At 68.1% G+C, this 20,463-nt stretch carries 23 protein-coding genes; 12 read left to right on the top strand and 11 right to left on the bottom strand.

The window, feature by feature from the left end:
* Positions 1–5: 5 nt before the first annotated feature.
* Positions 6–299: a hypothetical protein gene (locus ACWCRB_RS06405; protein ID WP_450994945.1), complete on the top strand. Its 294-nt coding sequence runs from the start codon at positions 6–8 to the stop codon at positions 297–299.
* Positions 296–751 (top strand): DUF6069 family protein, encoded by a 456-nt coding sequence (locus ACWCRB_RS06400; RefSeq protein ID WP_450994944.1) that lies wholly within the window; start codon positions 296–298, stop codon positions 749–751. Before ACWCRB_RS06405 ends, ACWCRB_RS06400 begins: the two co-directional genes overlap by 4 nt.
* A gap of 103 nt (positions 752–854) precedes the next feature.
* On the opposite strand, the gene ACWCRB_RS06395 is transcribed toward ACWCRB_RS06400, so the two are convergent.
* Complete coding sequence (locus tag ACWCRB_RS06395) at positions 855–1,244, bottom strand: hypothetical protein (protein WP_450994943.1); 390 nt, start codon at positions 1,242–1,244, stop codon at positions 855–857.
* Between the two features lie 134 nt (positions 1,245–1,378).
* Between ACWCRB_RS06395 and ACWCRB_RS06390 the strand changes: the two genes are divergently transcribed.
* The gene (locus tag ACWCRB_RS06390) at positions 1,379–1,594 is read left to right on the top strand and encodes a DUF6207 family protein (RefSeq protein ID WP_450994942.1); all 216 of its coding nucleotides are present in this window, start codon (positions 1,379–1,381) and stop codon (positions 1,592–1,594) included.
* Positions 1,595–1,904: 310 nt separating this feature from the next.
* On the opposite strand, the gene ACWCRB_RS06385 is transcribed toward ACWCRB_RS06390, so the two are convergent.
* Positions 1,905–2,528, bottom strand: a complete 624-nt coding sequence (locus tag ACWCRB_RS06385; RefSeq protein ID WP_450994941.1) for a TetR/AcrR family transcriptional regulator — start codon at positions 2,526–2,528, stop codon at positions 1,905–1,907.
* Between the two features lie 148 nt (positions 2,529–2,676).
* Here ACWCRB_RS06385 and ACWCRB_RS06380 point away from each other — a divergent pair, with 148 nt between their 5' ends.
* The 3 genes from ACWCRB_RS06380 (at position 2,677) to ACWCRB_RS06370 (ending at position 5,446) form a co-directional block, all read left to right on the top strand.
* A complete protein-coding gene (locus ACWCRB_RS06380; RefSeq protein ID WP_450994940.1) occupies positions 2,677–3,672 on the top strand; it encodes an NADP-dependent oxidoreductase in 996 nt (331 codons plus the stop codon).
* Between the two features lie 66 nt (positions 3,673–3,738).
* Positions 3,739–4,605 carry an alpha/beta fold hydrolase gene (locus ACWCRB_RS06375; protein ID WP_450994939.1) on the top strand — a complete coding sequence of 289 codons (867 nt, stop codon included), beginning with the start codon at positions 3,739–3,741 and terminating at the stop codon, positions 4,603–4,605.
* 34 nt (positions 4,606–4,639) lie between these two features.
* Positions 4,640–5,446, top strand: a complete 807-nt coding sequence (locus ACWCRB_RS06370; protein WP_450994938.1) for a strictosidine synthase — start codon at positions 4,640–4,642, stop codon at positions 5,444–5,446.
* A gap of 191 nt (positions 5,447–5,637) precedes the next feature.
* On the opposite strand, the gene ACWCRB_RS06365 is transcribed toward ACWCRB_RS06370, so the two are convergent.
* Positions 5,638–6,351, bottom strand: a complete 714-nt coding sequence (locus ACWCRB_RS06365) for an SDR family oxidoreductase (RefSeq protein ID WP_450994960.1) — start codon at positions 6,349–6,351, stop codon at positions 5,638–5,640.
* 169 nt (positions 6,352–6,520) lie between these two features.
* Here ACWCRB_RS06365 and ACWCRB_RS06360 point away from each other — a divergent pair, with 169 nt between their 5' ends.
* A complete protein-coding gene (locus ACWCRB_RS06360) occupies positions 6,521–7,123 on the top strand; it encodes a TetR/AcrR family transcriptional regulator (protein WP_450994937.1) in 603 nt (200 codons plus the stop codon).
* 230 nt (positions 7,124–7,353) lie between these two features.
* On the opposite strand, the gene ACWCRB_RS06355 is transcribed toward ACWCRB_RS06360, so the two are convergent.
* A complete protein-coding gene (locus tag ACWCRB_RS06355; RefSeq protein ID WP_450994936.1) occupies positions 7,354–7,572 on the bottom strand; it encodes a hypothetical protein in 219 nt (72 codons plus the stop codon).
* Positions 7,573–7,767: 195 nt separating this feature from the next.
* Here ACWCRB_RS06355 and ACWCRB_RS06350 point away from each other — a divergent pair, with 195 nt between their 5' ends.
* On the top strand, positions 7,768–8,370 hold the full coding sequence (locus ACWCRB_RS06350) for a hypothetical protein (RefSeq protein WP_450994935.1): 603 nt from the start codon (positions 7,768–7,770) through the stop codon (positions 8,368–8,370).
* Between the two features lie 102 nt (positions 8,371–8,472).
* Here the strand turns inward: ACWCRB_RS06350 and ACWCRB_RS06345 are convergent, their stop codons facing one another.
* The 3 genes from ACWCRB_RS06345 to ACWCRB_RS06335 all read right to left on the bottom strand — a co-directional run bounded on the left by ACWCRB_RS06345 (position 8,473) and on the right by ACWCRB_RS06335 (position 12,867).
* Entirely contained in the window at positions 8,473–9,561 is a 1,089-nt protein-coding gene (locus tag ACWCRB_RS06345; protein WP_450994934.1) for an alkene reductase, read from the bottom strand.
* Positions 9,562–9,929: 368 nt separating this feature from the next.
* A complete protein-coding gene (locus ACWCRB_RS06340) occupies positions 9,930–11,042 on the bottom strand; it encodes an alkene reductase (protein ID WP_450994933.1) in 1,113 nt (370 codons plus the stop codon).
* Between the two features lie 478 nt (positions 11,043–11,520).
* On the bottom strand, positions 11,521–12,867 hold the full coding sequence (locus ACWCRB_RS06335; RefSeq protein ID WP_450994932.1) for an aldehyde dehydrogenase family protein: 1,347 nt from the start codon (positions 12,865–12,867) through the stop codon (positions 11,521–11,523).
* Between the two features lie 173 nt (positions 12,868–13,040).
* On the opposite strand from ACWCRB_RS06335, the gene ACWCRB_RS06330 reads away from it, so the two are divergent.
* Positions 13,041–13,964: a helix-turn-helix domain-containing protein gene (locus tag ACWCRB_RS06330; protein ID WP_450994931.1), complete on the top strand. Its 924-nt coding sequence runs from the start codon at positions 13,041–13,043 to the stop codon at positions 13,962–13,964.
* Between the two features lie 235 nt (positions 13,965–14,199).
* On the opposite strand, the gene ACWCRB_RS06325 is transcribed toward ACWCRB_RS06330, so the two are convergent.
* The 4 genes from ACWCRB_RS06325 to ACWCRB_RS06310 all read right to left on the bottom strand — a co-directional run bounded on the left by ACWCRB_RS06325 (position 14,200) and on the right by ACWCRB_RS06310 (position 18,096).
* Complete coding sequence (locus ACWCRB_RS06325; protein WP_450994930.1) at positions 14,200–15,768, bottom strand: ISL3 family transposase; 1,569 nt, start codon at positions 15,766–15,768, stop codon at positions 14,200–14,202.
* Positions 15,769–16,548: 780 nt separating this feature from the next.
* On the bottom strand, positions 16,549–17,013 hold the full coding sequence (locus ACWCRB_RS06320) for a peptidase inhibitor family I36 protein (protein WP_450994929.1): 465 nt from the start codon (positions 17,011–17,013) through the stop codon (positions 16,549–16,551).
* 191 nt (positions 17,014–17,204) lie between these two features.
* The gene (locus ACWCRB_RS06315) at positions 17,205–17,405 is read right to left on the bottom strand and encodes an ArsR/SmtB family transcription factor (protein ID WP_450994928.1); all 201 of its coding nucleotides are present in this window, start codon (positions 17,403–17,405) and stop codon (positions 17,205–17,207) included.
* A 169-nt stretch (positions 17,406–17,574) separates the two neighbouring features.
* Positions 17,575–18,096: a hypothetical protein gene (locus ACWCRB_RS06310; protein WP_450994927.1), complete on the bottom strand. Its 522-nt coding sequence runs from the start codon at positions 18,094–18,096 to the stop codon at positions 17,575–17,577.
* Between the two features lie 630 nt (positions 18,097–18,726).
* Here ACWCRB_RS06310 and ACWCRB_RS06305 point away from each other — a divergent pair.
* The 3 genes from ACWCRB_RS06305 to ACWCRB_RS06295 are packed head-to-tail and all read left to right on the top strand — an operon-like array spanning position 18,727 to position 20,452.
* The gene (locus tag ACWCRB_RS06305; protein WP_450994926.1) at positions 18,727–19,398 is read left to right on the top strand and encodes a hypothetical protein; all 672 of its coding nucleotides are present in this window, start codon (positions 18,727–18,729) and stop codon (positions 19,396–19,398) included.
* The gene (locus ACWCRB_RS06300) at positions 19,395–20,051 is read left to right on the top strand and encodes a Fic family protein (RefSeq protein WP_450994925.1); all 657 of its coding nucleotides are present in this window, start codon (positions 19,395–19,397) and stop codon (positions 20,049–20,051) included. Before ACWCRB_RS06305 ends, ACWCRB_RS06300 begins: the two co-directional genes overlap by 4 nt.
* Entirely contained in the window at positions 20,048–20,452 is a 405-nt protein-coding gene (locus ACWCRB_RS06295; RefSeq protein WP_450994924.1) for a DUF5958 family protein, read from the top strand. Before ACWCRB_RS06300 ends, ACWCRB_RS06295 begins: the two co-directional genes overlap by 4 nt.
* Positions 20,453–20,463: the final 11 nt, after the last annotated feature.

Below are 20,463 nucleotides of genomic sequence, written 5' to 3'. Positions count from 1 at the left end.
TCCCGGTGTGGACGCTCACGCTGCGCGGTGGCGCGCGTGTCGCGGTAGTCGCGGCGCAGTGGTACGACGCGTTCGGCGTCGTCACCCGCGGGCGGGTGCAGTTGGAACTGCGCGACGGCGAGCTGGGGCCGGTCCTGGGACGCGATGCCGGGTTCTGGCTCCGCGGCACCGGCGTCCGCGCCCTGCGCAACCCCGGCCGTCGCACGGCGAGGGTGCGCATCGTCACCCCCAGGGCCAGGACCGTCACATGCCGGTCAACACCCGTACGCCAGTTGCCGAATGATGGAGGAACGCCATGAACAGCATGAATGACACCGGGGTCGGCGCAGGCCCGGCATCGGGCCGGACCAGCCACACCCACCGACTCCGCGGGCTCGCCGGCACCGGCTTCATTGCCACGCTCGCAGCGATGGTGGCCACTACCCTCGCCGCTGCGCTTGCCCAGGCCGGTGGCGTCGACTTCGAGGTCTCCGATGGTGGCGAGACGATCCCGTTGTCCGGGTTCGCCGTGGTGACCGGCTTCTTCTCGGTCGTGGGCGTCGTCATTGCCGTCGCTCTTCTTCGTTGGAGCGCTCGCCCCGCCGAGCGATTCGTGTGGACGGCAGTGTCGCTGACCGCGATCTCGTTGGTCCCGCCCCTCCTCTCCGGGGCGAACACCGCCACCACCACCGCCCTCCTCGGGCTGCACCTCGTCCCTGCGACGGTGATGATCCCCACCCTGGCGCGGAGCCTCCGCAGCCGGACCGATTGACGATCCGGCAACGAGACAACGCGCGGCGCGCCGCGCCGACCTGATGCGCGCCCGCCACCGCGCAGAGATGGCCGACGCCTCCAGCTACGCCGTTTCATCTGGATCAAGTAGTGGGGACCTGATCGATGGACAAGGAAGGCGCGTCTGACTGCAGGTTGATCTCGCCCCAGTCGCCCAGGATCTTGTAACCGTCATTGAGACTGCTCATGGAGTCGACTGATCCGAAGTCGGCACTGCCGCTCGCGTCGATCGCAGGCTTGATGACACTCTGGCCCGCCCAGTGCAGGTCACGTACGGATGAGAAGATGACCCTGGCCTGTCGGAAGCAGGCACGTTCCCCTGGTAGCGGGGCCCGGTATTCGAGGTGTCTCGGCAAGAGCAGCAGATCGAGTTTGAGGGTCAGGACCCCTGGGTGGACCGCGATGTCCAGTACGTAGCTGTCTTCCAGGCTGACGTTCTCGAACCCCGGGAAGCTCGGGTAGTTGTTGTGCATGGCTTACTCCTCGGACTGGCCGCAAAGTGCTGATCATGATCCTGACCAATGGCCGCCATGGCGGGACCCTACTCGGTCGGGTGAAGGCGGCCGGATCGCAGAACCCTTTCGGGTGCCGGAGCGTAGTGCCGTGCATGGGGCCGATCAGCAACGTGCATATGGAACAGCCGGGGCTGGCCGTGGTGGAGATCGCGGCGTACGACGACCAGACCGCCTTCGCCGTCCAGGAACTGCTCGCCGCTCGGTGGCCGACCTCAACGGCGGACCGTACGACCCGGGATCCCGGACAGTCCGGCGTCCGGCTGCCCTGCTACTTGGACGTGCGCCAGGAGATCAACCCACAGCACTGAACAGGCGAGGCCGGCGAGATGCCGTAGCGCACTGACCTGCCGTGGTCGCGGGAGGTGGTCGGCGGCGCCCAGGCCGTGGTCGGACTTGTGGCCGGGTACGCGCGCACCACTCGGTTTGCGGCCGGAGGGGCTGGGCGGAAGGCATGGGGCTGTGACGTGGACGCCGCCGGAACCGGTGCTCGCCGCCGCTGCGCCCGACCCGGCTCTGCTGCCGGGGTGGGCGGGAGAGCCGAAGTTATGGACAGGGTTTACGGCTGTCCGTTGTCCGCACTTTCCGGGTTGTTCGACGGTTGGCTCGTGGAGCGAGTGGTCATGCGGCGCGGTGGTGGGGCGCCAGGGTGGCGTGGATCTGGTGGCGGATGTCGGCGAGGACGGCTTCGTCGCTGCGGTGCAGGTACACGGTGGCGGTGGTGCTGATGTGGATGATCGCGGTGATCACCCGCGCCAGCGTTGCCGCGTCGGCGGCACCGATGTAGTCGTTGCGGGTGAGCAGGCCGGTGACGCCGTCCTCGAGGCGGCCGGCAAGGGCTAGGCCCGCTTGCCGGTAGGGCTCGGCCGGGTCGCCGAAGACGAGTTCGTGCAGGTACGTGCGGCCGTTCTCGAAGTGCTCCCTCAGGCACTCCACCACGGGACGGATGAGAGCGGCGACCGGCTCCAGTGCGCCCTGTCCGACGGTGGCGTTCGCGGCGGCGAGGCCGACGTCGATGGCGGCGGCGAACTTCTCGTTCTGCACCATGATCAGCAACTCGGCCTTCGTGGACGCGTACCGGTAGAGGGTGCCGATCGCGACGTCGGCCCGGTGGGCGATCTGCTGCGTCGTGACCCCGCGGACGCCGTGTTCGGCGAACAGCTCACGGGCCGCGGTCATGATGCGCTCGCGCTTGGCCTGTTTGGCCCGCTCGCGGCGCCCGATCGGCATGCGACCGCGTCCCATGGGACCTCCCTTGACAATTATTCTGAGTACGCTCATAGTTGAGTGTACTCGGATTAATTGAGTGAGGCGAGGCTCCGGGCGGCGCGCAGAATTTGCCGACTTGGTCTCAAATCTGGATAAATGCGACAAGGACTAGGAGTGGCACCCCATGCGAGCGTTCGTCGTCACCAAGTACAAGGAGCCGCTGCAGGAGGCGGACGTCCCCGAACCCACCGTCGGGGAGCACGACGTGCTCGTCCGGGTGGAGGCCGCCGGACTGAACCCGCTGGACGAGAAGATCCGCGCCGGTGAGTTCAAGCAGATCCTGCCCTACAAGCTGCCGCTGATCCTGGGCAACGACGTCGCGGGCACCGTCATCGGCATCGGGGCGGCGGTTCGCGGCTTCAAGCCCGGAGACGAGGTCTACGCCCGGCCCCACCAGAACCGCATCGGCACGTTCGCCGAGCGCATCGCCATAGCGGAAGGCGACCTGGCGCTCAAGCCCGCTTCCATCAGCATGGAAGAGGCCGGCTCGCTGCCGCTGGCGGCGCTCACGGCGTGGCAGGCGCTGGTGGAGCGCGGGAAGGTGCGGCCCGGGCAGAAGGTTCTCATCCATGCCGGCGCCGGCGGGGTCGGTTCGATCGCGATCCAGCTCGCCGCGCACCTCGGTGCGCACGTCGCCACGACCGCCAGCGGCTCCAACGCAGACTTCGTGCGCGCGCTCGGCGCGGACACGGTGATCGACTACCGCAGCCAGGACTTCGAGCAGCTCCTGACCGGCTACGACCTGGTGCTGGACAGCCTCGGTGGGGAGACTCTCGAGAAGTCCCTGCGGGTGCTCAAGCCCGGCGGCAAGGCCATCGGGATCTCCGGTCCCCCGGACCCCGCGTTCGCGCGCGAGGCCGGCCTGAACCCGCTGCTGCGCCTGGCGGTCGCAGGCCTGAGCGGCAAGATCCGCAGGCAGGCCAAGAAGCTCGGCGTGACGTACGAGTTCCTGTTCATGCGCGCCAGCGGCGACCAGCTCCGCCAGATCACCACCCTCATCGGCCAAGGCGCGGTGCGTCCGGTCGTGGGAAAGGTGGTCCGCTTCGACCAGACCCCGCACGCGCTGCAGTCCCTGTCCCAGGGCGGCATCCGCGGCAAGGCCGTCATCGGCAACAGCTGACCCGCCGCAACCGCGACGGGCGACACGAAACACACAGCGACACAGAACACACGAGGAGCATCCGTCATGAGCAGCACCGGCACCCCGAACGAAGCCGTCATCACCTCCTACGCGAAGGCCCCGGCCCGCACCGTCAACGCCGGCGGCGTCACCTACGCCTACCGCGAGCTGGGACCGAAGGGCGGCATCCCCGTCGTCTTCTTCGTCCACCTCGCCGCGACCCTGGACAACTGGGACCCCCGCATCATCGATCCCATCGCGAAGGGCCATCACGTCATCGCCTTCGACAACCGCGGTGTCGGGGCGTCCACCGGCCAGGTGCCGGACAGTGTCGAGGCGATGGCCGACGACGCCTACACCTTCATCAAGGCGCTCGGGTACGACAAGATCGACGTCTTCTCCTTCTCCCTCGGCGGCATGGTCGCCCAGGCCCTGGTGGTCAAGCACCCCGAGCTCGTCCGCAAGCTCGTCCTCACCGGCACCGGGCCCAAGGGCGGCAAGGACATGGACAAGGTCGCCAGAATCACCTACTGGGACATCCTGCGCGCGACCCTGACCCGCTCGGACCCCAAGGAGTTCCTGTTCTTCAACCGCAACGCCACCGGCAAGCCCGCCGCACGCGCGTTCGTCAACCGGCTCAAGGAGCGCACCGTCGACCGCGACGTGGACATCAAGACCAAGGCGTTCCAGACACAGCTGAAGGCGATCAAGAAGTGGGGCCGCTCCACCCCCGACGACCTGTCGTCGATCACGCAGCCCACCCTGATCGCCAACGGCGACAACGACCGCATGGTGCCGTCGGTCCTGTCGGAGGACCTGCACCAGCGCATCAAGGGCAGTGAGCTGATCATCTACCCCGACTCCGGGCACGGCGGCATCTTCCAGTACCACCAGGAGTTCGCCCCCATAACGGTCGAGTTCCTCGCCCGATGACCACCACCTGACCAGGGAAGAGCAGGGCGACATCATGAGTACGTCACCGGCCGTCGCACCCCTTGAAGTGAAGAAGCCTCTCACCTCCTCGATCCTGCTGTGGGTGCGCACCGACCAGCCCCGCCAGACCGGCATGGACCACTGGAAGGGCCCGCACTCGGGGATCATCTCCGCCACCCCGGGCCTGGAGGAGTACCGGCAGATCCACCTCGCCGAGCACAACACGGGCCTGTGGCCGGCCACCGACGGGGTCCAGACCACGATCCCCGCCGACCGGAAGATCGACGGCGTCGCGGAAGTCACCTTCCAATCGGCGCTCGCACCCCTGAAAGGGCGCAAGCAGACGAAGCTGGCCTATGCCGACGAGATCAACGTGTTCCGCCGCACCCTCCTCTACGCCGGCCCGCCGAACTCCTCTCGGTGGTACGACGTCGCAGGCCCCGGAGAGACGGTCGGTGCCCGCGCGCTGATCTATCTGCGCCGCAGAGACGGGGTCGGCGCCGGCTCCTTCCGGAAGTTCGTCAACGAGCAGCTCGCTCCCGCGCTCGCCGGCACCGGAGTACTGAAGGAGCTGCGCACGCAGACATTCCTGCCCTGGTTCGAAAAGCTCTGGGACACCCCGGACGTTGCTCACGACAACCCCCACGACCAGCACTTCCACGCCTCGGTCAGCCTGGGGTTCACCGACACCGCGGCACGGGACGCCTTCTTCACCGGCAAGGTGATCGAGAACCTGCCCAACCGGCTGGCACCGCAGGTCTCCGCGATCCACGCCTACGACGTCACCGCCGCCCTCACCTACGTCAAGAACGGCGAGATCCTCCCGCACCACGAGGAGTGAGCGCCGCGCAGATGGGACGCGGGACCGCAGGATCTGCTGATCGGGCTGCTGCCGGATCGACCGCCGAGGTCATCCACGGCTCGACGGCCCCGACGGTGCACCCCTTCCCGACACCGGTCTGCCAGCTGTTCGAACGCGATGGATCACGGGTTTCCGGCGTGAAGAGATCACGTCGGGACCGAAGAACAAGCTCAGGCGTCCGTGCCGCGCAGGTCCGGGTAGAGCGCTTCGACCGGACCGCTCAGAGCCGCCTTGACCCCTTTGGTCAACTCGTCGGCCAGGACCTCGTGTTCTCCGGCCTCGACAGCGTCGTAGACCGTCGTCACCAGCTGCGTCGGCAGCATCTTGGGTCCGTCGGCGTGCGCGGCCATATCGGTGTCGACGTAGCCCATGTGCACACCCGTCACGTGGACGCCCATGGGTGCGAACTCGATGCGCAACGAGTTGGTGGCCGACCACAGTGCGGCCTTGGACGCGCTGTAGGCGCCGCCGAAGGCATACCAGCTGGCAACGGAGTGCACGTCGATGAGGATTGACCCCTGCTTGGCGGCGAGGATCGGTGCGAAGGCGCGGGCAAGGAGGACCGGTCCGAAGAAGTTCGTCTCCATGTTCGCCCGGATGTCCGCCTCGGTGACGTCCAGTAGGCTCGCGCTCGGCGGGATGGCGCCCGCGTTGTTGACTAGCACGGTGACATCCGCCGCGGCGGCGACGGCCGCGTCGATCGACGCACGGTCGGTGACGTCAAGGGTCAGGGGGACGATGCGGTCATCGTCCCAGGCGCGGGGGGAACGGGCGGTGGCGTAGACCTTGGCGGCGCCGCGAGCCAGGGCGTCGTGGACGAAGTGGGTGCCTATACCGCCATTGGCGCCGGTGACGAGGACGACTGCTCCATCGAGGGAGGGAATGGGTGTTCCTTCTTTTCCAGGGGGAAGTGAAGTGCGTGGCTGTGCACGGACGGAGCAATGAATCCTGGCCCGGCCGTGGGATAATGAGCGGAGCCACATTCGATCCCATACAGTTATGACTGTAATCGTAACTGATTACAGTCATAATCTACTCCTGGAGGACGCCGCCATGTCTGTCGCCCCCCGGTCGGTCGGACGGCGCGAGCGGAACAAGCAGGAGAAATTCGACCGCATCGTCGCTGCCGCCACAGAGTTGTTCGCCGAACACGGCGTCGAAGAGGTCACGACCCAGCAGATCGCTGACAAGGCCGACATCGGCACCGGGACCCTGTTCCTCTATGCCAAGACCAAGGGCGAACTCCTCCTGCTTGTGCAGAACGCCAAGTACGTCGAAGCACTTGAGCAGGGCCGGGCGGACGCCGAGACCGTCCCAGGCGTGCTGGACGCGGTGATGGCGATCGTCCGGCCGATCGTCGAGTGCAACCGCATCCAGATCGACAACGGACGCACCTACCTGCGAGAGATGGTCTTCGGCGACCCCGAAGAGCCCCGGCACAGCGCGGCACTCGCCATCGTCGCGCAGACCGAGGAGGCCGTCGCCGCCGTGCTGCGCCGAGACGAACGGGTCGCAGAGGGCGACGCCGCGACGCTGGCACACACCGTGTCCGCCGTGATGTTCCTCAGCATGGCGGCGAGCGTGAACATCGCCTTGAGCGTCGAGGAGATCGCGCAGGACATCCGCAGGCAGGTCGACGTCCTGCTGCCTCGCTGAAGCACGGCCCGGACGCAGGCCCAGGCGACCATCCGAAGGTCCTCGGCTGCGGCAGGGCCCGAATCCCCAAATGGCAGGCCATCCGACTGTTGCTGCCCGTTCCGACCTGGCCGGGGGGTGGGGTGGGCGGCCGGAAGACTACCGCCACCGTGTACTGCCGGGATTCCGCGATTGCCTACCTACGTGGCGTCGGGTCCCCGACGCTCGGCCCCTGCCTCCAGGATTCCGGGTCAAGGTCGGTGTGGTGCGGTCAGGGCTTTGTGGGTCGACTCCAGGATCTTCTCCGACAGCTCTGTGCCCGCCGTTGCCCGGGCGAGCAGGATCGCGCCGACCAGGGTGGCCATCACGGGAAGGCCGTCGTCGGCGTCGGTGGACATCCACGCGGCGAATTCCCGGACTCCGGCCGCATACGTTTCGCGTAACTCCCCGGCTGTGGGCTCGCGAGCCATGTCCCCAGCGAATCCGGCGGTGGGGCAACCGGTGCCGGGCCGGTCGCGGTGCTCGGCCGACAGATAGAAGTCGACGAAGGCGCCGCGCGCGGTCGGTCGTGTTCGGGCACAGCGTGAACGGGGCACCGAGCCCTTCGCGGGCGAAGAGATCCTCCAGGACTGCCCGCCGTTCACGATAGGGCCGGACCATCTGACGTGGGCAGCGACGATTGGGTCGTTGCCTCGGTCGAGCAAGCGATCGAGCGGTTCGAGCGGATCAACGTCCTGGTCAATAACGCGGGCATCGGCTCCTTGGGCGCCTACAAGGAACACTCTCCCGCGCAGGCCCAGCGCTTCTTCAACCGAGTTCCTGGACTACGAGATCCGCGAACACGGGGTCCGGGCTCGTCCAGCCTGGCGGTACCAACTCCTCGTTCGAAGGCGAACACCGTCGAGCCCGGCATGCCCCAAGCCGAAGGTGCGGTACGCAGCAGGCCGGAGCGCCTGGCTCCTCAGTGCGGCGCACCGCGTCCCTCCCGCCGGGGCCTTCGACGGACAGGTCCGCAAGGGCAACAAACTTGCCAGCTGAGATCTGCAGACAGTGAACCGCCCCGATATCGGTGGAGGTTCCGGACTGCCCCGAGTTGGGTGGAGTCGAGTAGCCGGGGACGGCATGGTCGGGGTTTCCCGTCGCGCCCGTCCACAGGCCCGACCAAGACCGGTCCGGTCATCGGTCCCCCGGGGCCGATGACCTGGGTGGAAGGCATGATGCGTGACGTGGACGCGGCCGGAGCCGATGCTGTCCACCCCCGCGCCTGATCCTGCTCTGCAGCCGGGATGGGTGGGCTGGCCGAGAGGGACTTCGGTGGCCTGACACGCCGCGTCTTGCCTCCGCACTCGCCGGCGATGACCCTTGTCAGTTCACGCGCTGTCGGCGAGCAACGTCGGGTAGTCGGTGTAGCCGCGGTGGTCGCCGCCGTAGAAGGTGACCGCGTCGGGGGTGTTGTAGGGGCCGCCGGCTGCGAGGCGGGCAGGCAGATCCGGGTTGGCCAGGAACAGCGCGCCGAAGGCGACGATGTCCGCGGTGCCGTCCGCGATGTGGGCGAGTGCGCCGGGTCCGGTGGTCTCGGGGTGGGTGAAGGGGTTGAGGATGAATGCCGTCGGCCAGTCCTTGCGCAGCCGGGCGGTCAGGTCGCGGTCCGGGCTCTCGACCAGGTGCAGGTAGGCGAGGTCCAGCCGGGCGAGACCGGCGATCAGGGTGGTGTAGGTCTCCAGCACGTCCGCCGGGTCGGTCTCGGCGATGTCGTTGTAGGGGTTGCCGGGAGAGATACGGAAGCCGGTCCGGTGGCCGCCGATCGCCTCTGCGACGGCCGTGGCGACCTCGATACCGAAGCGGACCCGGTCCGCGGCGCCACCTCCCCACCTGTCGGTGCGCAGATTGGTGTTGGGGGCGAGGAACTGGTGGATCAGGTAGCCGTTCGCCCCGTGGATCTCCACGCCGTCGAAACCGGCGGCGATCGCGTTGCGCGCGGCGTCGGCGTAGTCGGCGATCGCCTGGGCGATGCCGTCGGGGTCCAGTTCCTTCGGCGTGACGTAGTCCTGAGGGCCCTGGTAGGTGAACACCTGACCCGCCGCCGCGACCGGGGAGGGGGCGACAGGGAGGAGTCCGTCGGGCAGCAGGCTGGGGTGGCTGATCCGGCCGGTGTGCATCAACTGCGCGAAGATCGTGCCGCCCTCGGCGTGGACGGCGTCGGTCACCTTCCGCCAGGCGTCGACCTGCTGGGCGGAGTGCAGGCCCGGGGTGTTGGTGTAGCCCTGGCCGCCCACCGACGGCTGTATGCCCTCGGTGATGATCAGGCCGGCGCTCGCGCGCTGGGCGTAATAGGTGGCCATCAGCTCCGTCGCCGTGGCGGCAGGAGCATCGGCGCGGCTGCGGGTCATCGGCGCCATCGCGATGCGGTTGGCGAGCGTCTTGCCGCCCAGGTCGATCGGGTCGAACGCGGTGGTCATAGCAGCTTCCTTCGAAGAATGGGTCAGGTGAAAGAGACAGGCGGCGGCACGTTCCCTGCGGGGTGGCGGGGAACTGGTGATCGGCAAGGCCAGGGTGGGCCGCCGCTGGAAAACAGTCATAGGCGTCAGCTGTGGCCGAAGGCCGCCGCGGTGGCCACGCACGAGAGCGATGTGCTCGCCGAGGTCACCGAACGCAGGCTGCTGACCAGGAACTTGCGGACCGTCAACGCCCTGACGGACCCGACGGTCCCTCGAGCCGGTGATCGCCGGTGTGACCGCGGGCTCAAAGGGGCGGGCACAGTGTCGCCGGTCGGGCGCCTGTCCATGTGTGAGTGGGGCTGCCGTATGGACAGGCGTGACCGTGGGCCTCAAGCCGCTTCGAGGAAGGGGTAGTCGGTGTAGCCCTCGGCGCCCGGCCCGTAGAACAGTTCCGGCCGCGGCTCGTTCTCCGGGTGTCCACCCTGCCAGCGCTCGACCAGGTCGGGGTTGGCGATGAGGGCCCGGCCCACGACCACGGCGTCGGCATGGTCGGCCTCGATCTGCTGGAGCGCCTGCTCGCGGGTGGTCTGCCCCCCGAAGGGACCGCTGTTGACGATCAGCTTGCCGTCGAAGCGGCGCCGCAGCTCCTGTACAAGGTCGCCGCCCGGCTCGGCGTGCAGTACGGAGAGGTAGGCCAGGCTCAGCGGGCGCAGTTGGTCCATCAGGGTGCCGTAGGTGGCCAGGACGTCGTCCCGGTCGGTCTCGAAGACGTCCCCGAGGTCGACCTCCGGCGAGATCCGCAGCCCGACCCGCTCGGCACCGACGGCCTGGGCGACCGCCGTGACGACCTCGACGACGAAGCGGGCGCGGTTGTGCGGCGAGCCGCCGTACTCGTCGGTGCGCTGGTTGGCCGCCGGGGAGAGGAACTCCTGGAGCAGGTAGCCGTTGGCGCCGTGGATTTCCACGCCGTCCGCTCCCGCCTCGATGGCCCGGCGGGCCGCGGTGACGAAGTCCTCCAGGGCTGCCCGGATCTCTGCGGTGGTCATCGCTTCCGGTACGGGGTAGGGCTGCTCGCCCTTCTCGGTGAACGTCTTGTTGTCGATGGCGATCGCGCTGGGGGCGAGGATGCGGCGGCCGCCGTTGATGTCGGGGTGGGTGCCGCGGCCGGCGTGCATGATCTGCAGGACGATGCGGCCGCCCTCGGCGTGCACCGCCTCGAACACCCGCTGCCAGCCGGCCGCCTGCTCGTCGGTGGCGATGCCCGGCTCGCCGACGTAGCCTTGCGACGCGTGGTCGGGGTAGGTGCCCTCGGTGATGATCATTCCGGTGCTCGCCCGCTGCCGGTAGTACTCGACCATCAGGTCCCCGGGGATGCCGGAGGAGCCGGCCCGGACCCGGGTTATCGGTGCCATGACGATGCGGTTGGCGAGCTCGATCTTCCCGAGGGAGATGGGGGAGAAAAGCGACGGGACGGGTGAAACATCTGAGATGTTGACAGTCATGGGTTTCTTTCTTTCTGCAATACGGAGGGGAACGGGATGAAGGTCTGCGACGCAGGGGTCCGCGCTGTCCCGGCGGAGGCACGGGCCCGCTGACGGTGACGCGGTTCCATGACCGCGATCGGGGTGTGGGTGGTGTTGGCGGCGAACGCGGTGAGAGCCGCATGCCGTCGGCGTCGACGCCGGTCAAGCGCAACTGCCCGCCGCAGTACGGGCGTTCGCTGCTTGCACACGATCAGCAATCAGCCAGGTGACGAAGTCACGGGTGCCGCCGCCGGAGTCGGCACGGATCGGTGTCTGCAGGCCGCGCCGCGACCGACTCCCTCGACGCGCCCCGCGAAGGACCGATACATGGCTTCACCTGGAACGCGCTCATGGCGGTGGCGGGAACAGCGATCTCAGCGCTCCTCGTTCTCACCGGCCTGAGGCACTTCCGCCGGCCGATCGCCCAGCGGACAGCCTGCTCCACGAAAGCGCGAGGCTAGCTGAGCGGCACGTCCGCGACAGCCTTGAGGTGGCTGAACGTCTCCAGGGAATACCGGCCGTGGTACCGGCCCATGCCACTTTCGCCGACGCCGCCGAAAGGCAGTCCCGGCATGAGCAGCTGTATCACCGGCTGGCCCCAGGCAACGCCGCCGGAGGACGTCTCCTTCACGAGGCGCGACTTGGTGGCCTCGGAGGTGGTGAAGGCGTAGAGGGCGAGGGGCTTTTCGCGTTCGTTGATGAAGGCGATGGCGGCATCGAGGTCTTCGACTTCGACGACGGGGAGGATCGGACCGAAGATCTCTTCCTGCATGATGGGCGATGCGGGGTCGACATCGGTGAGCACGGTCGGTGCGATGAACAGGTCGTCACGGTCGTGTCGGCCTCCCACCGCCGCACGGCCGGAATCCAGCAGACGGGTGAGTCGGTCGAAATGCCGCTCGTTGATGATCCGGCCGAAGTCGGCTGAGGTCTGCGGAGTGGCACCGAACTGGGCGTCGACCGCCGCACGCAGGGCGGGAACCAGCGCGGCGGCGGTGGCCGGATCGGCCAGTACGTAGTCGGGGGCTATGCACTGCTGCCCCGCGTTGCCGAACTTGGCGCCGACCAGCCGCTTCGCGGTCTCGTCCACGTCGGCGTCGGGGGCCACGAAGACCGGCGACTTGCCCCCGAGTTCGAGCGTGACCGGGGTGAGGTTCTTGGCTGCTGCGGCCATGACGATCCGGCCGACCGCGCCATTGCCGGTGTAGAAGATCTGGTCGAAACGCTGTGCCAGGAGGGCCGTGGTCTCCTCGGCGCCTCCCTCGACCACGGTGAGCACATCGGCGTCGAAGTACTGGCGCAGCAGGCGTGAAGCGACCGCCGAGGTGTGCACCGACATCTCGCTCGGCTTGGCCACCACGGTGTTCCCGGCGGCCAGCGCGCCGATGATGGGGTCGATGAGCAGGTGCAGCGGGAAATTCCACGGAGCGATCACCAGGACGACCCCGAGCGGGTCGTACGTGGTGTAGGCCGTTGTCGTGGGACCGAAGTGGGCAGGAACCTCCACCGGGCGGGGCTGAAGCCAGTTCTCGAGGTTCGCCAGTGCCTCGTCGATGTCGGCGACGGTGAAGTCGATCTCCTGCATTTTCGCCTCGGCGGCGTTCTTCCTCAGATCCGCCCAGAGCGCATCGAGCAGCTCCTGCTCGTTCTCCACCAGCAGGGCCCGCAGCCGCTGCAGCTGGTCGACGCGCCAGTCCAATGGGCGGGTGACACCGGTGTTGAACGTCGCACGAAGGCGGCCCACCACCTCCGCAGCCGTCTCGCTTTGGTGCGTCCTCGACTCGATCCCCTGTGTTGCGCTCATGGGATGTACTCCGTTCTTGATCCAGGCCACGCCCTGGCCGTCTTCTAGCCGGGCACAGTGGCCAGCGTGCTGGACGATCCGGCATCCACCCAGGTCACGGCTTTGCGTACGTGCGCGGTGCCTACCACTGGTTGGGTCAGGATGGTGTGCGTGCGACCGTGGATACTCGAGGCATGGACAAATACCCCGAACCGGTGCACGAGCCCGCCGTCGGCGCTCTGGACCCGCGTGCCGAGCTCAATGAGTTCCTGCGCACCCGACGCGCCCGGCTGAAGCCGGAGGACGTGGGACTGCCGGACTACGGGCGGTACCGGCGGGTACCAGGGCTACGCCGCGAGGAGCTGGCGCAGCTGGCCGGGGTGTCCGTGGCGTACTACACACGCCTGGAGCAGGGCAACGGGCGGCACGTGTCGTCGGAGGTCCTCGACGCCATCGCCCGCGCCCTCAGGCTGAGCGACGCCGAGCACGCCCACCTCACGCACCTGGCGAAGCCGAAGCAGCACAAGAAGAAGCCGGCCGGCCGCGCCCAGCCGGTGCGGGGCCCCCTGCGGACGCTGCTGGACACCATGGACGGTGTTCCGGCGATCCTCGTAGGGCGGCGCTCGGACATCCTCGTCTGGAACCGGATGGCCGCGGCGGTCTTCGGCGACTGGGCCGAGCTGCCGACGCGGGAGCAGAACTGGGCGCGGCTGGTGTTCCTGCGGCCCGAGTACCGAGACCTGTTCGTGGACTGGGAGCACAAAGCCAGCGACGTCGTCTCTCAGCTGCGCATGGACGCCGGCTCCCATCCCGGCGACCCCCGACTGTCCGCGCTGGTGGGCGAACTCTCCGTCAAGAGCGAGGAGTTCAGGCGCCTGTGGGCCACCCACGACGTCAAGGAGAAGTGCCACGGCATCCAGCGCCTGCACCACCCGCTCGTCGGCGAACTCGACCTCCGCCTCGAGTCGTTCCACCAGGCCGACGCCCACGAGCAGATGCTGGTGACCTACCACGCCGAACCGAACTCCCCGTCCGCGGAGGCACTACGACTGCTGGCCAGCTGGGGCGCGGACGCGACCCGGGCGGGAACGGGCACGTCGTCGGCACGCACGGCTTGATGAACTCTCCCTGATCATCGGTAGTCGGCTGCACGTCTGACGCGGGAAGGCTGATGCTTCGATGCGCCGTTCCGAACGTCGGCGGGCACGAATCGCCGCGTACGATTCGATCTTTTCCTTCGGAATACGCATCGGCACCCCTTGCGGGAAGAGCACAACCATCGTGCCACCGTAAGGCCCCAAGCGCCTTCAAAACTCGGCTCTGTCACAGATCTTGGGGAGTGGTCGCAGAGGGTCACTGGAGCAGAATCAACTTGCGGAGTAGTTCGAATCCGGCACGTCCATAGAGCTGCCTTTTGATCTTTTTGATGCGGTTTACGGCGCCTTCGGTGCCGCCGGAACTCCAGTGCAGGGTGAGCCCGGCGGTCACGGCGTCGAGGTCGCGGAGCAGGTGGAGTGCGAAGCCTGTAAGGCCGGGCAGTTGGCTGGTGTCGACGGCGTTGATCCAGGCAGGGAGCGTGGAGCCGAGGCGGTCGCTCATGATTTCGCCGAAGTCGCGGACGTGTCCGGCGGCGGTGTCCAGTTCGGGGCAGCCGGCCAGGACGTTCTTCAGCGCGGCGCGTTCTTCCTCGTTCAGGGTGGCGGGGTGGCGGGTGAGCCATCCGGTCACCTTGCGCACCGTTGGCGGCGGGGACGGTGCGCGCGGCGGGGCCGTGCGCAGGGAGGCGATGTAGGCGCGGACCATCTGGTAGGTGACGGGGGCGTCCTCGGTGAGGAGTTCGCGGTGGAGGCGGGTGACGCTGGTGCATCCTGCGGCGAATCGCCGCTCCAGGTAGGGGTCGAGGCGGCTGGGCCGGGGCCGGTTCTCACGGAAGGTGTCCTGCCAGCGCGCGGCGTGTGCGTGGCGCAGCACGGTGTTGAGGCCCCAGCCCAGGTGGCGGGCGATCGCCCGGCGCGAGTGGCCCTGCGCGAGCATTTCGTGGACCTGGGCGTGCGCGGCCTTCTTGCGCTGGGCCCGCCGACCGGCGGGCTCCGGGCTGGGGTCGTTCGGCGGTGTGCCGTACGGCGGCCCGGGTGGTGCCGGAGCGCGCAGGCACTCGCGGTGGGCGGTGACGCAGGTCTCCACAGCCCGGCCCAGGCCCTGCCACAGGTGGAACCGGTCTGCGACCTGGAGGGCGGCGGGGGCGCCGAGCCGGGCGCCTTCGGCGTAGGCGCCCGCCCGGTCCCGGCAGATGATCTCAACGCCGGGGTGAGTGGTCAGCCACGCGGCCAGTGGTCCCGCGTTGCGTATCGGGAGGACATCGACCACACGGTGGGTTTCTCCGCAGGTCAAGACGGTGGAGTAGTTCTGGCCCCGGCGGGTGGCGAAGTCGTCCACGCCCAGCACGCGCGGTGTACTGAGCTGCGGGTCCGACAGTGCCATGACCCTGCGGAGCAAGGTCATCCGCCCTGCGCGTAAGCCCAGTTGGGCGGCCAGCCGGGCGCCGGCCCGTCCGGCGAGCGCGAGTCCGACGCGCTCCAGGGCGTGGTTGAGCCGCTTGGTGAAACGTGCGTACGGGACGGCCAGCCGGGCGAACGGCTCGGCGAACGTACGACGCGCGCAGTCGTTCCCACCGCAGATAAACCGACGGACCGTCAGCCGGATCACGACGCTCTGCCCGCCGAGCGGGAGATCCTTCACCGTGCGCTGGTAGGAGTCGTGCACCCGGCCCGAGAAGCGTCCGCAGTCCGGGCACGCGGCTCCCGCCGCACGTCCTCTCGCCACCACGTCGACCGTGCCGAAGGCGGCGGTCACCGCCTCGACGTCCAGGTCGTCGATCCCGGCGGACATCAGCGAGTCCCAGAACGATATGTCGGCCTGCATGAGTGCCCGTTTCTCAACCTCACATATGGATCTTTGGGCGGGTCTAGTCTGGTTTGGTGGCCGAGATCAACGGGCCTGTACGCGGACGGCGTTGTCCGGGCTGTGGTGACTGGCTAAGGCTGGATGCCGGGCCGCGGGCGGTGTTCCGCTCGGGGTGTGCCGGTCTAGGCAGTGGCGTCGGTTGCGGCGGGTGAAGCTTCGTACGGCCGCGCTGGAGCGGGACGAGGGCCGACGGGTGTGTCCGGTGTGTGGGGCGGCCTGGGTGGCGGGGGTGGATCACCGCAGCAACGCGCGCCGCCCGCCGGACGCGCAGGGCTTCGTCGTCCTTCCCCGCCGCTGGGTGGTCGAACGCTCCTGGCCGTGGATCATGAGGGCCCGACGGCACTGCCGCGACCACGAACGCCTTCCCGAGATGAGCGAATCGTTGATCACAGGGCGGCCGTCGCCTTGATGACCAGGCGCCTGACCCGCTGCGGGGCCCGGGCTACCGAACGACGCGGCGTCAGCCCGTACTACCTGGCACAGGCCGCCTGATCCCTCGGCCATGAGGTGTCGTGGTCCGCACCATGAGGACTTCATCAAGCGACTGCACGTGCCGTCGGGGCCGTGGCACCGCGGACGCAGGCCTGGCCTGTCACTCCCCCGTGGTGACAGGCCAGGCCTTAATGCCTTCATGCACGTGCAGCCCGAAGACCACCCGACCAGGCACCTTGTTCGACCTGTACGTTCCGTGATCGGTAGAGATGCGGCATCTGACCTGAGGCGTCGCGTCGTTGGGGGCTACGGGCAACCGATGAAGCCAATCGACGAGGCCTGGTTGTCCCATTCGGGGGTGAAGTTCCCGGAGGTGCCGACGGGCATGGTGTTGTCCGGGTTGCCGCCGTTGGTGCCCCATGAGACGCAGTAGTTCCGGTCCGTCTTGTTGGCCCAGGAGCTGGCGTCGTCGTGGAAGTCACCCTCACTGCACCCCGGACACGGAATGTTTCGGAAGTCGGACGAGTAGGAACCAGCCGGCCAAGCGACCATGGTTCCGCCGTTGGGGTTGAAGTTCCTGTACTGCCACAAGCACGCCCATCCAGCCCGGCAGGCGGCGAGTCCCGACGCCTCCATGTACATCACCGATACCACCGCATCGGTGATGTCCTTGTCCGTTCTGGCGTAACTGGCGCCGTTCGCCACGGCTGCAGTTCGCTCGGTATCCGGCTGAGCGGAGACGGGGGCGGGCAGCATGATGGTGGCCGACACCACGGCCACGGTCGCTGCTACGCGGAACAACTTCATGTGACGTCCCTTGGTTGGTGATCCGTTGGGACACCCATGGTGTGGTGGTCCGCGTGCCTCCGACCAGGCGCTTTGATGGTGCTCAAAGGGCGCTGATCAGGCGAAGGAGCGGTGTCCAGGCGCAACGTATACAGCATGAACATCCGCTGGAAGCGTCACACCCGCCTGCTGTTCACGAGCTGGGCCCCGAGCGGGGTCGGGAGGTGGTGAGCGTTGGTCCCATTGCGGTGGGTGGTGATGAGTCCGGCGTCGCGCAGCACGGTGGTGTGGTGGGAGACGGTGGCCGGGGAGATGCCGGTGCGCTGGGCGAGGTCGGTGGTGGTGATGCCGTGCCCGGTGGTGATGGCGTGCAGCACGCTTGCGCGGCTGTGGCCAAGGAGAGCCGCCAGGGTGCTGCGGCCGGGTTCCAGGGGGGGGCATCGGTTGCTGGGTTCCAGATGGTGTCTTGGGAGACGGGGAACGCCAGGACGGGGGGCTCGGGGGCCGGGGTGATGATCGGTGTGCGGCCGCAGAACAGGGACGGGATCAGGCGTAGTCCACGCCCTTCCAAGTGGAGGTCCGCGTCGAGGTCGGGACGGGCGAGTTCGAGTACGGGGGTGTCCAGCGGATGGTGGGGTGCAGGCGGGAGAGCATCGCGTCCAGTCCCTCGGCCAGCAGCGTGCGCGCCGCGGACAACCGGGTTGCTTCGGTGCGGGCATGCAGGTGCTGTTGCATGGGGGCGATCGCTGTCCGGTGCCAGTCGTGTATCGCGTGGCTGACGGTCTCCAGAGCCCGTGGGGAGCCGTCGGCGAGCGAGCTGGCCCATGCCAGTGGCTTTCCGGTGACGTGGGTGAATTCTTCCAGCTCGCTGTGCAGGGTCGATTTCGGTGTGTACAGCAGCGCATCCAGGCCAGCGTCGAGATCGGTGGCGTTGAGTGGGGTCAGGAAGTCCGGGCAGGGCTCATGGGGCGGTACCAGTGATCGCAGGAGTTGGACGGAGCGGGGGATTTGCTGGCGTGCCCAGCGCTGCCAGGGCCCGAACGCGGCGCCCGGTCTGCGTCGTTGCACAGCCCGCAGGCTGATAACTGTCTCGAAAACAGGATCGGCCCCCTCTCCGAGGGACACCCGAAGAAGATCGTCACGCGTGAGATGAATCCGAAATGCCACCCGTCCCCCTACGAAGCCGCCGAACGCGAGGATCAGGCGACCAGACGGGAGTGGGGGTAGCAAGAGGATCGCAAGCCACGTCATCACGCTGAGGGGTGCGTGCGTCCGAAAATCCTCCTGCCCACACATCGATCGAGGCGGTAGGACAACCGTCGCCAGCCAGCAGACCGAGTTCGCAAACAGGCTCTGACCAGCACCGTCACCGGACACAGCCGACTACGAGCCTGGCCACCGCACACCTGACGGAGCGTCAATCTCGCCCGTCGGTCGGTGGGGCGTACGCCGTCTCATCCGAACCCGGACCTTCGCAATCGAACACAGCGGTCACCCTCTGCGACCGCTCCCCAAGATCTGTGACAGAGCCCGTTTGACGACGCCGTAGCCAGCGCTACGGGACGTCCGCTACGGGACTGTTCGCGAGAGCCCCTGGCCAGGCATTCCGGAGGCGATGAAGGTCGTTTCCCACCACTGTGGCGCTGCCGCTCGATATTGGGTTGGTGATCGAGCGTCTGCACACGGCAGAGTGCTGTGGTGACTGAGCTGTGGGCGCACGCCCTGACCTGGGCAGAAGTGGATCCGTTGCGGCATCCGTTCGAGCTGGATGAGGATGCGGCAAAGGAGTTGGCTGGTCGTGTCGCGCCCTTGCTGCCCGACGCCGGTGCCGCAGAGGAGAAGCGTTGGCGTTCGCTGGATCCTGTCACCGAGTTTCTGGTGGACCGGTACGGCCGATGGGCCTGCGGGTGGAACTGGTCGGTGGGTGAAGGCGACGCAGACGGAGGGGTCGTCGGCGCGTGGTGCTGCGCCGCCGATTCCGTGACGACGGCGGACGCAACCGCCCCGCTGGTCGTCGCGGCACTGCTTGAATGGCGCGCCTGGCTCGAAGATCTGGCAGAGCGCTTCTTCGCTCTGGCACCACGGTCGAACTCAGCTGAGTCCTCGATGGACCCCTGGCACTGGGAGCGTGCGTGCACGCGACTGGTCACTGTGGTGGCCGACCGCACTCAGGCCGAGAGCGGCTGGTACGGGCACTGCATTCAGGTCCTCGAATGGTTCCTCGCCTACAACGGCATTGACGAGGAGAGAGCCCGGGAGATCGTGGAGAGCGCGGTCGGTGGCCGGTTCGGCAGTTGGATCGCACCAGACGTCGCGGTGGTCGAGGCAGTGAGCTCGCGGTTCGCCCGGACCATGGGTGGAGATCGATGAGCTTCGGGACCGACCACCGGAACGACGCCCTCGCCGACTGGCTGCGCATCCGTTCGGAGATATCCTGGCCGAGCTGGAGCGGCGAGCACCCCGTCGCCGAACCCCCGACGTTTGACGGCTTCCGAGACTTCTTCACCGCGACGCGTGGCGGCCGTGACGTCGAAGGGACCGCGCGGGTTCTGACCGCCCTCGACCGGGCTCTGGCCGACGCGGAGCAGGGCGCGCGGCTGACCTTCTCCCTCATGGCGAACTGGCAGCGGACCGTGCTGGGCTGCAGCTCCGTCGCCTTCCGCACGATGCCGGCCTTCGCGAAAGGCGGACGAGAGCGCTACGGCTTCGCGCCCGACACACACGCACGGTTCGAGCACTGCCTCGCCGAGAGCATCCGCCCGGACCTGCCCCTCCCTTCACGCGCCGCCCGGACCTACCTCGATGTCCTCTTCTTCCATCCGTTCGACGACGGCAATGCCCGTGCGGCCATGCTGGCGCTGGCCTTTGTCTTGGCCCGCGAAGGCGTCTCCCTCGACCAGGTGCGCCCGTTGCAGGCCACCCGCTGGGCCGACGATGCCGAAGGCGCGGCCGATCTGGCGGTGCTGCTCGGGATCCTGATCACTGCGGCGGAGCGCCGCTTGTCCAACGGGAGCCAGTCATGACCGGACGCGACGTCACACTCAACGAACTCGCCCAAGGGCTGCGCCCGATGTCACAGGGCATCGAGTGGTTCGACGGTCTCAGCCCGGAGGAGCAGTCCGAGACGCTGCTGTTCCTCCGCCATCACTGCGTCCAAGCTCGCGCCGTCATCGAGGATGGACCGGAGAGCATCCGCCGTGCCGGACTGCGCCCGACTCATACGCCGGCGGTGCTGATCACACGCGGCCGGATCGACCAGCAACTGGGGAAAATCGCCAGCCTCGCCCCTCTCGACGAACGCCGCAAGGCGTTCCGGCTGCTGATCGCGGTACTCGCGATCGCCGACGAACGGCGCCGCGAGCGCTTCTGCTCCGACGGATGCGGTCACTGGTGGCACCGGCTGTCAGCTGTGAATCCCACCTGACCGATCAGACC

Source organism: Streptomyces sp. NPDC002156 (genome assembly GCF_053593675.1).
This window is presented reverse-complemented; position numbering and strand designations above follow the sequence as displayed.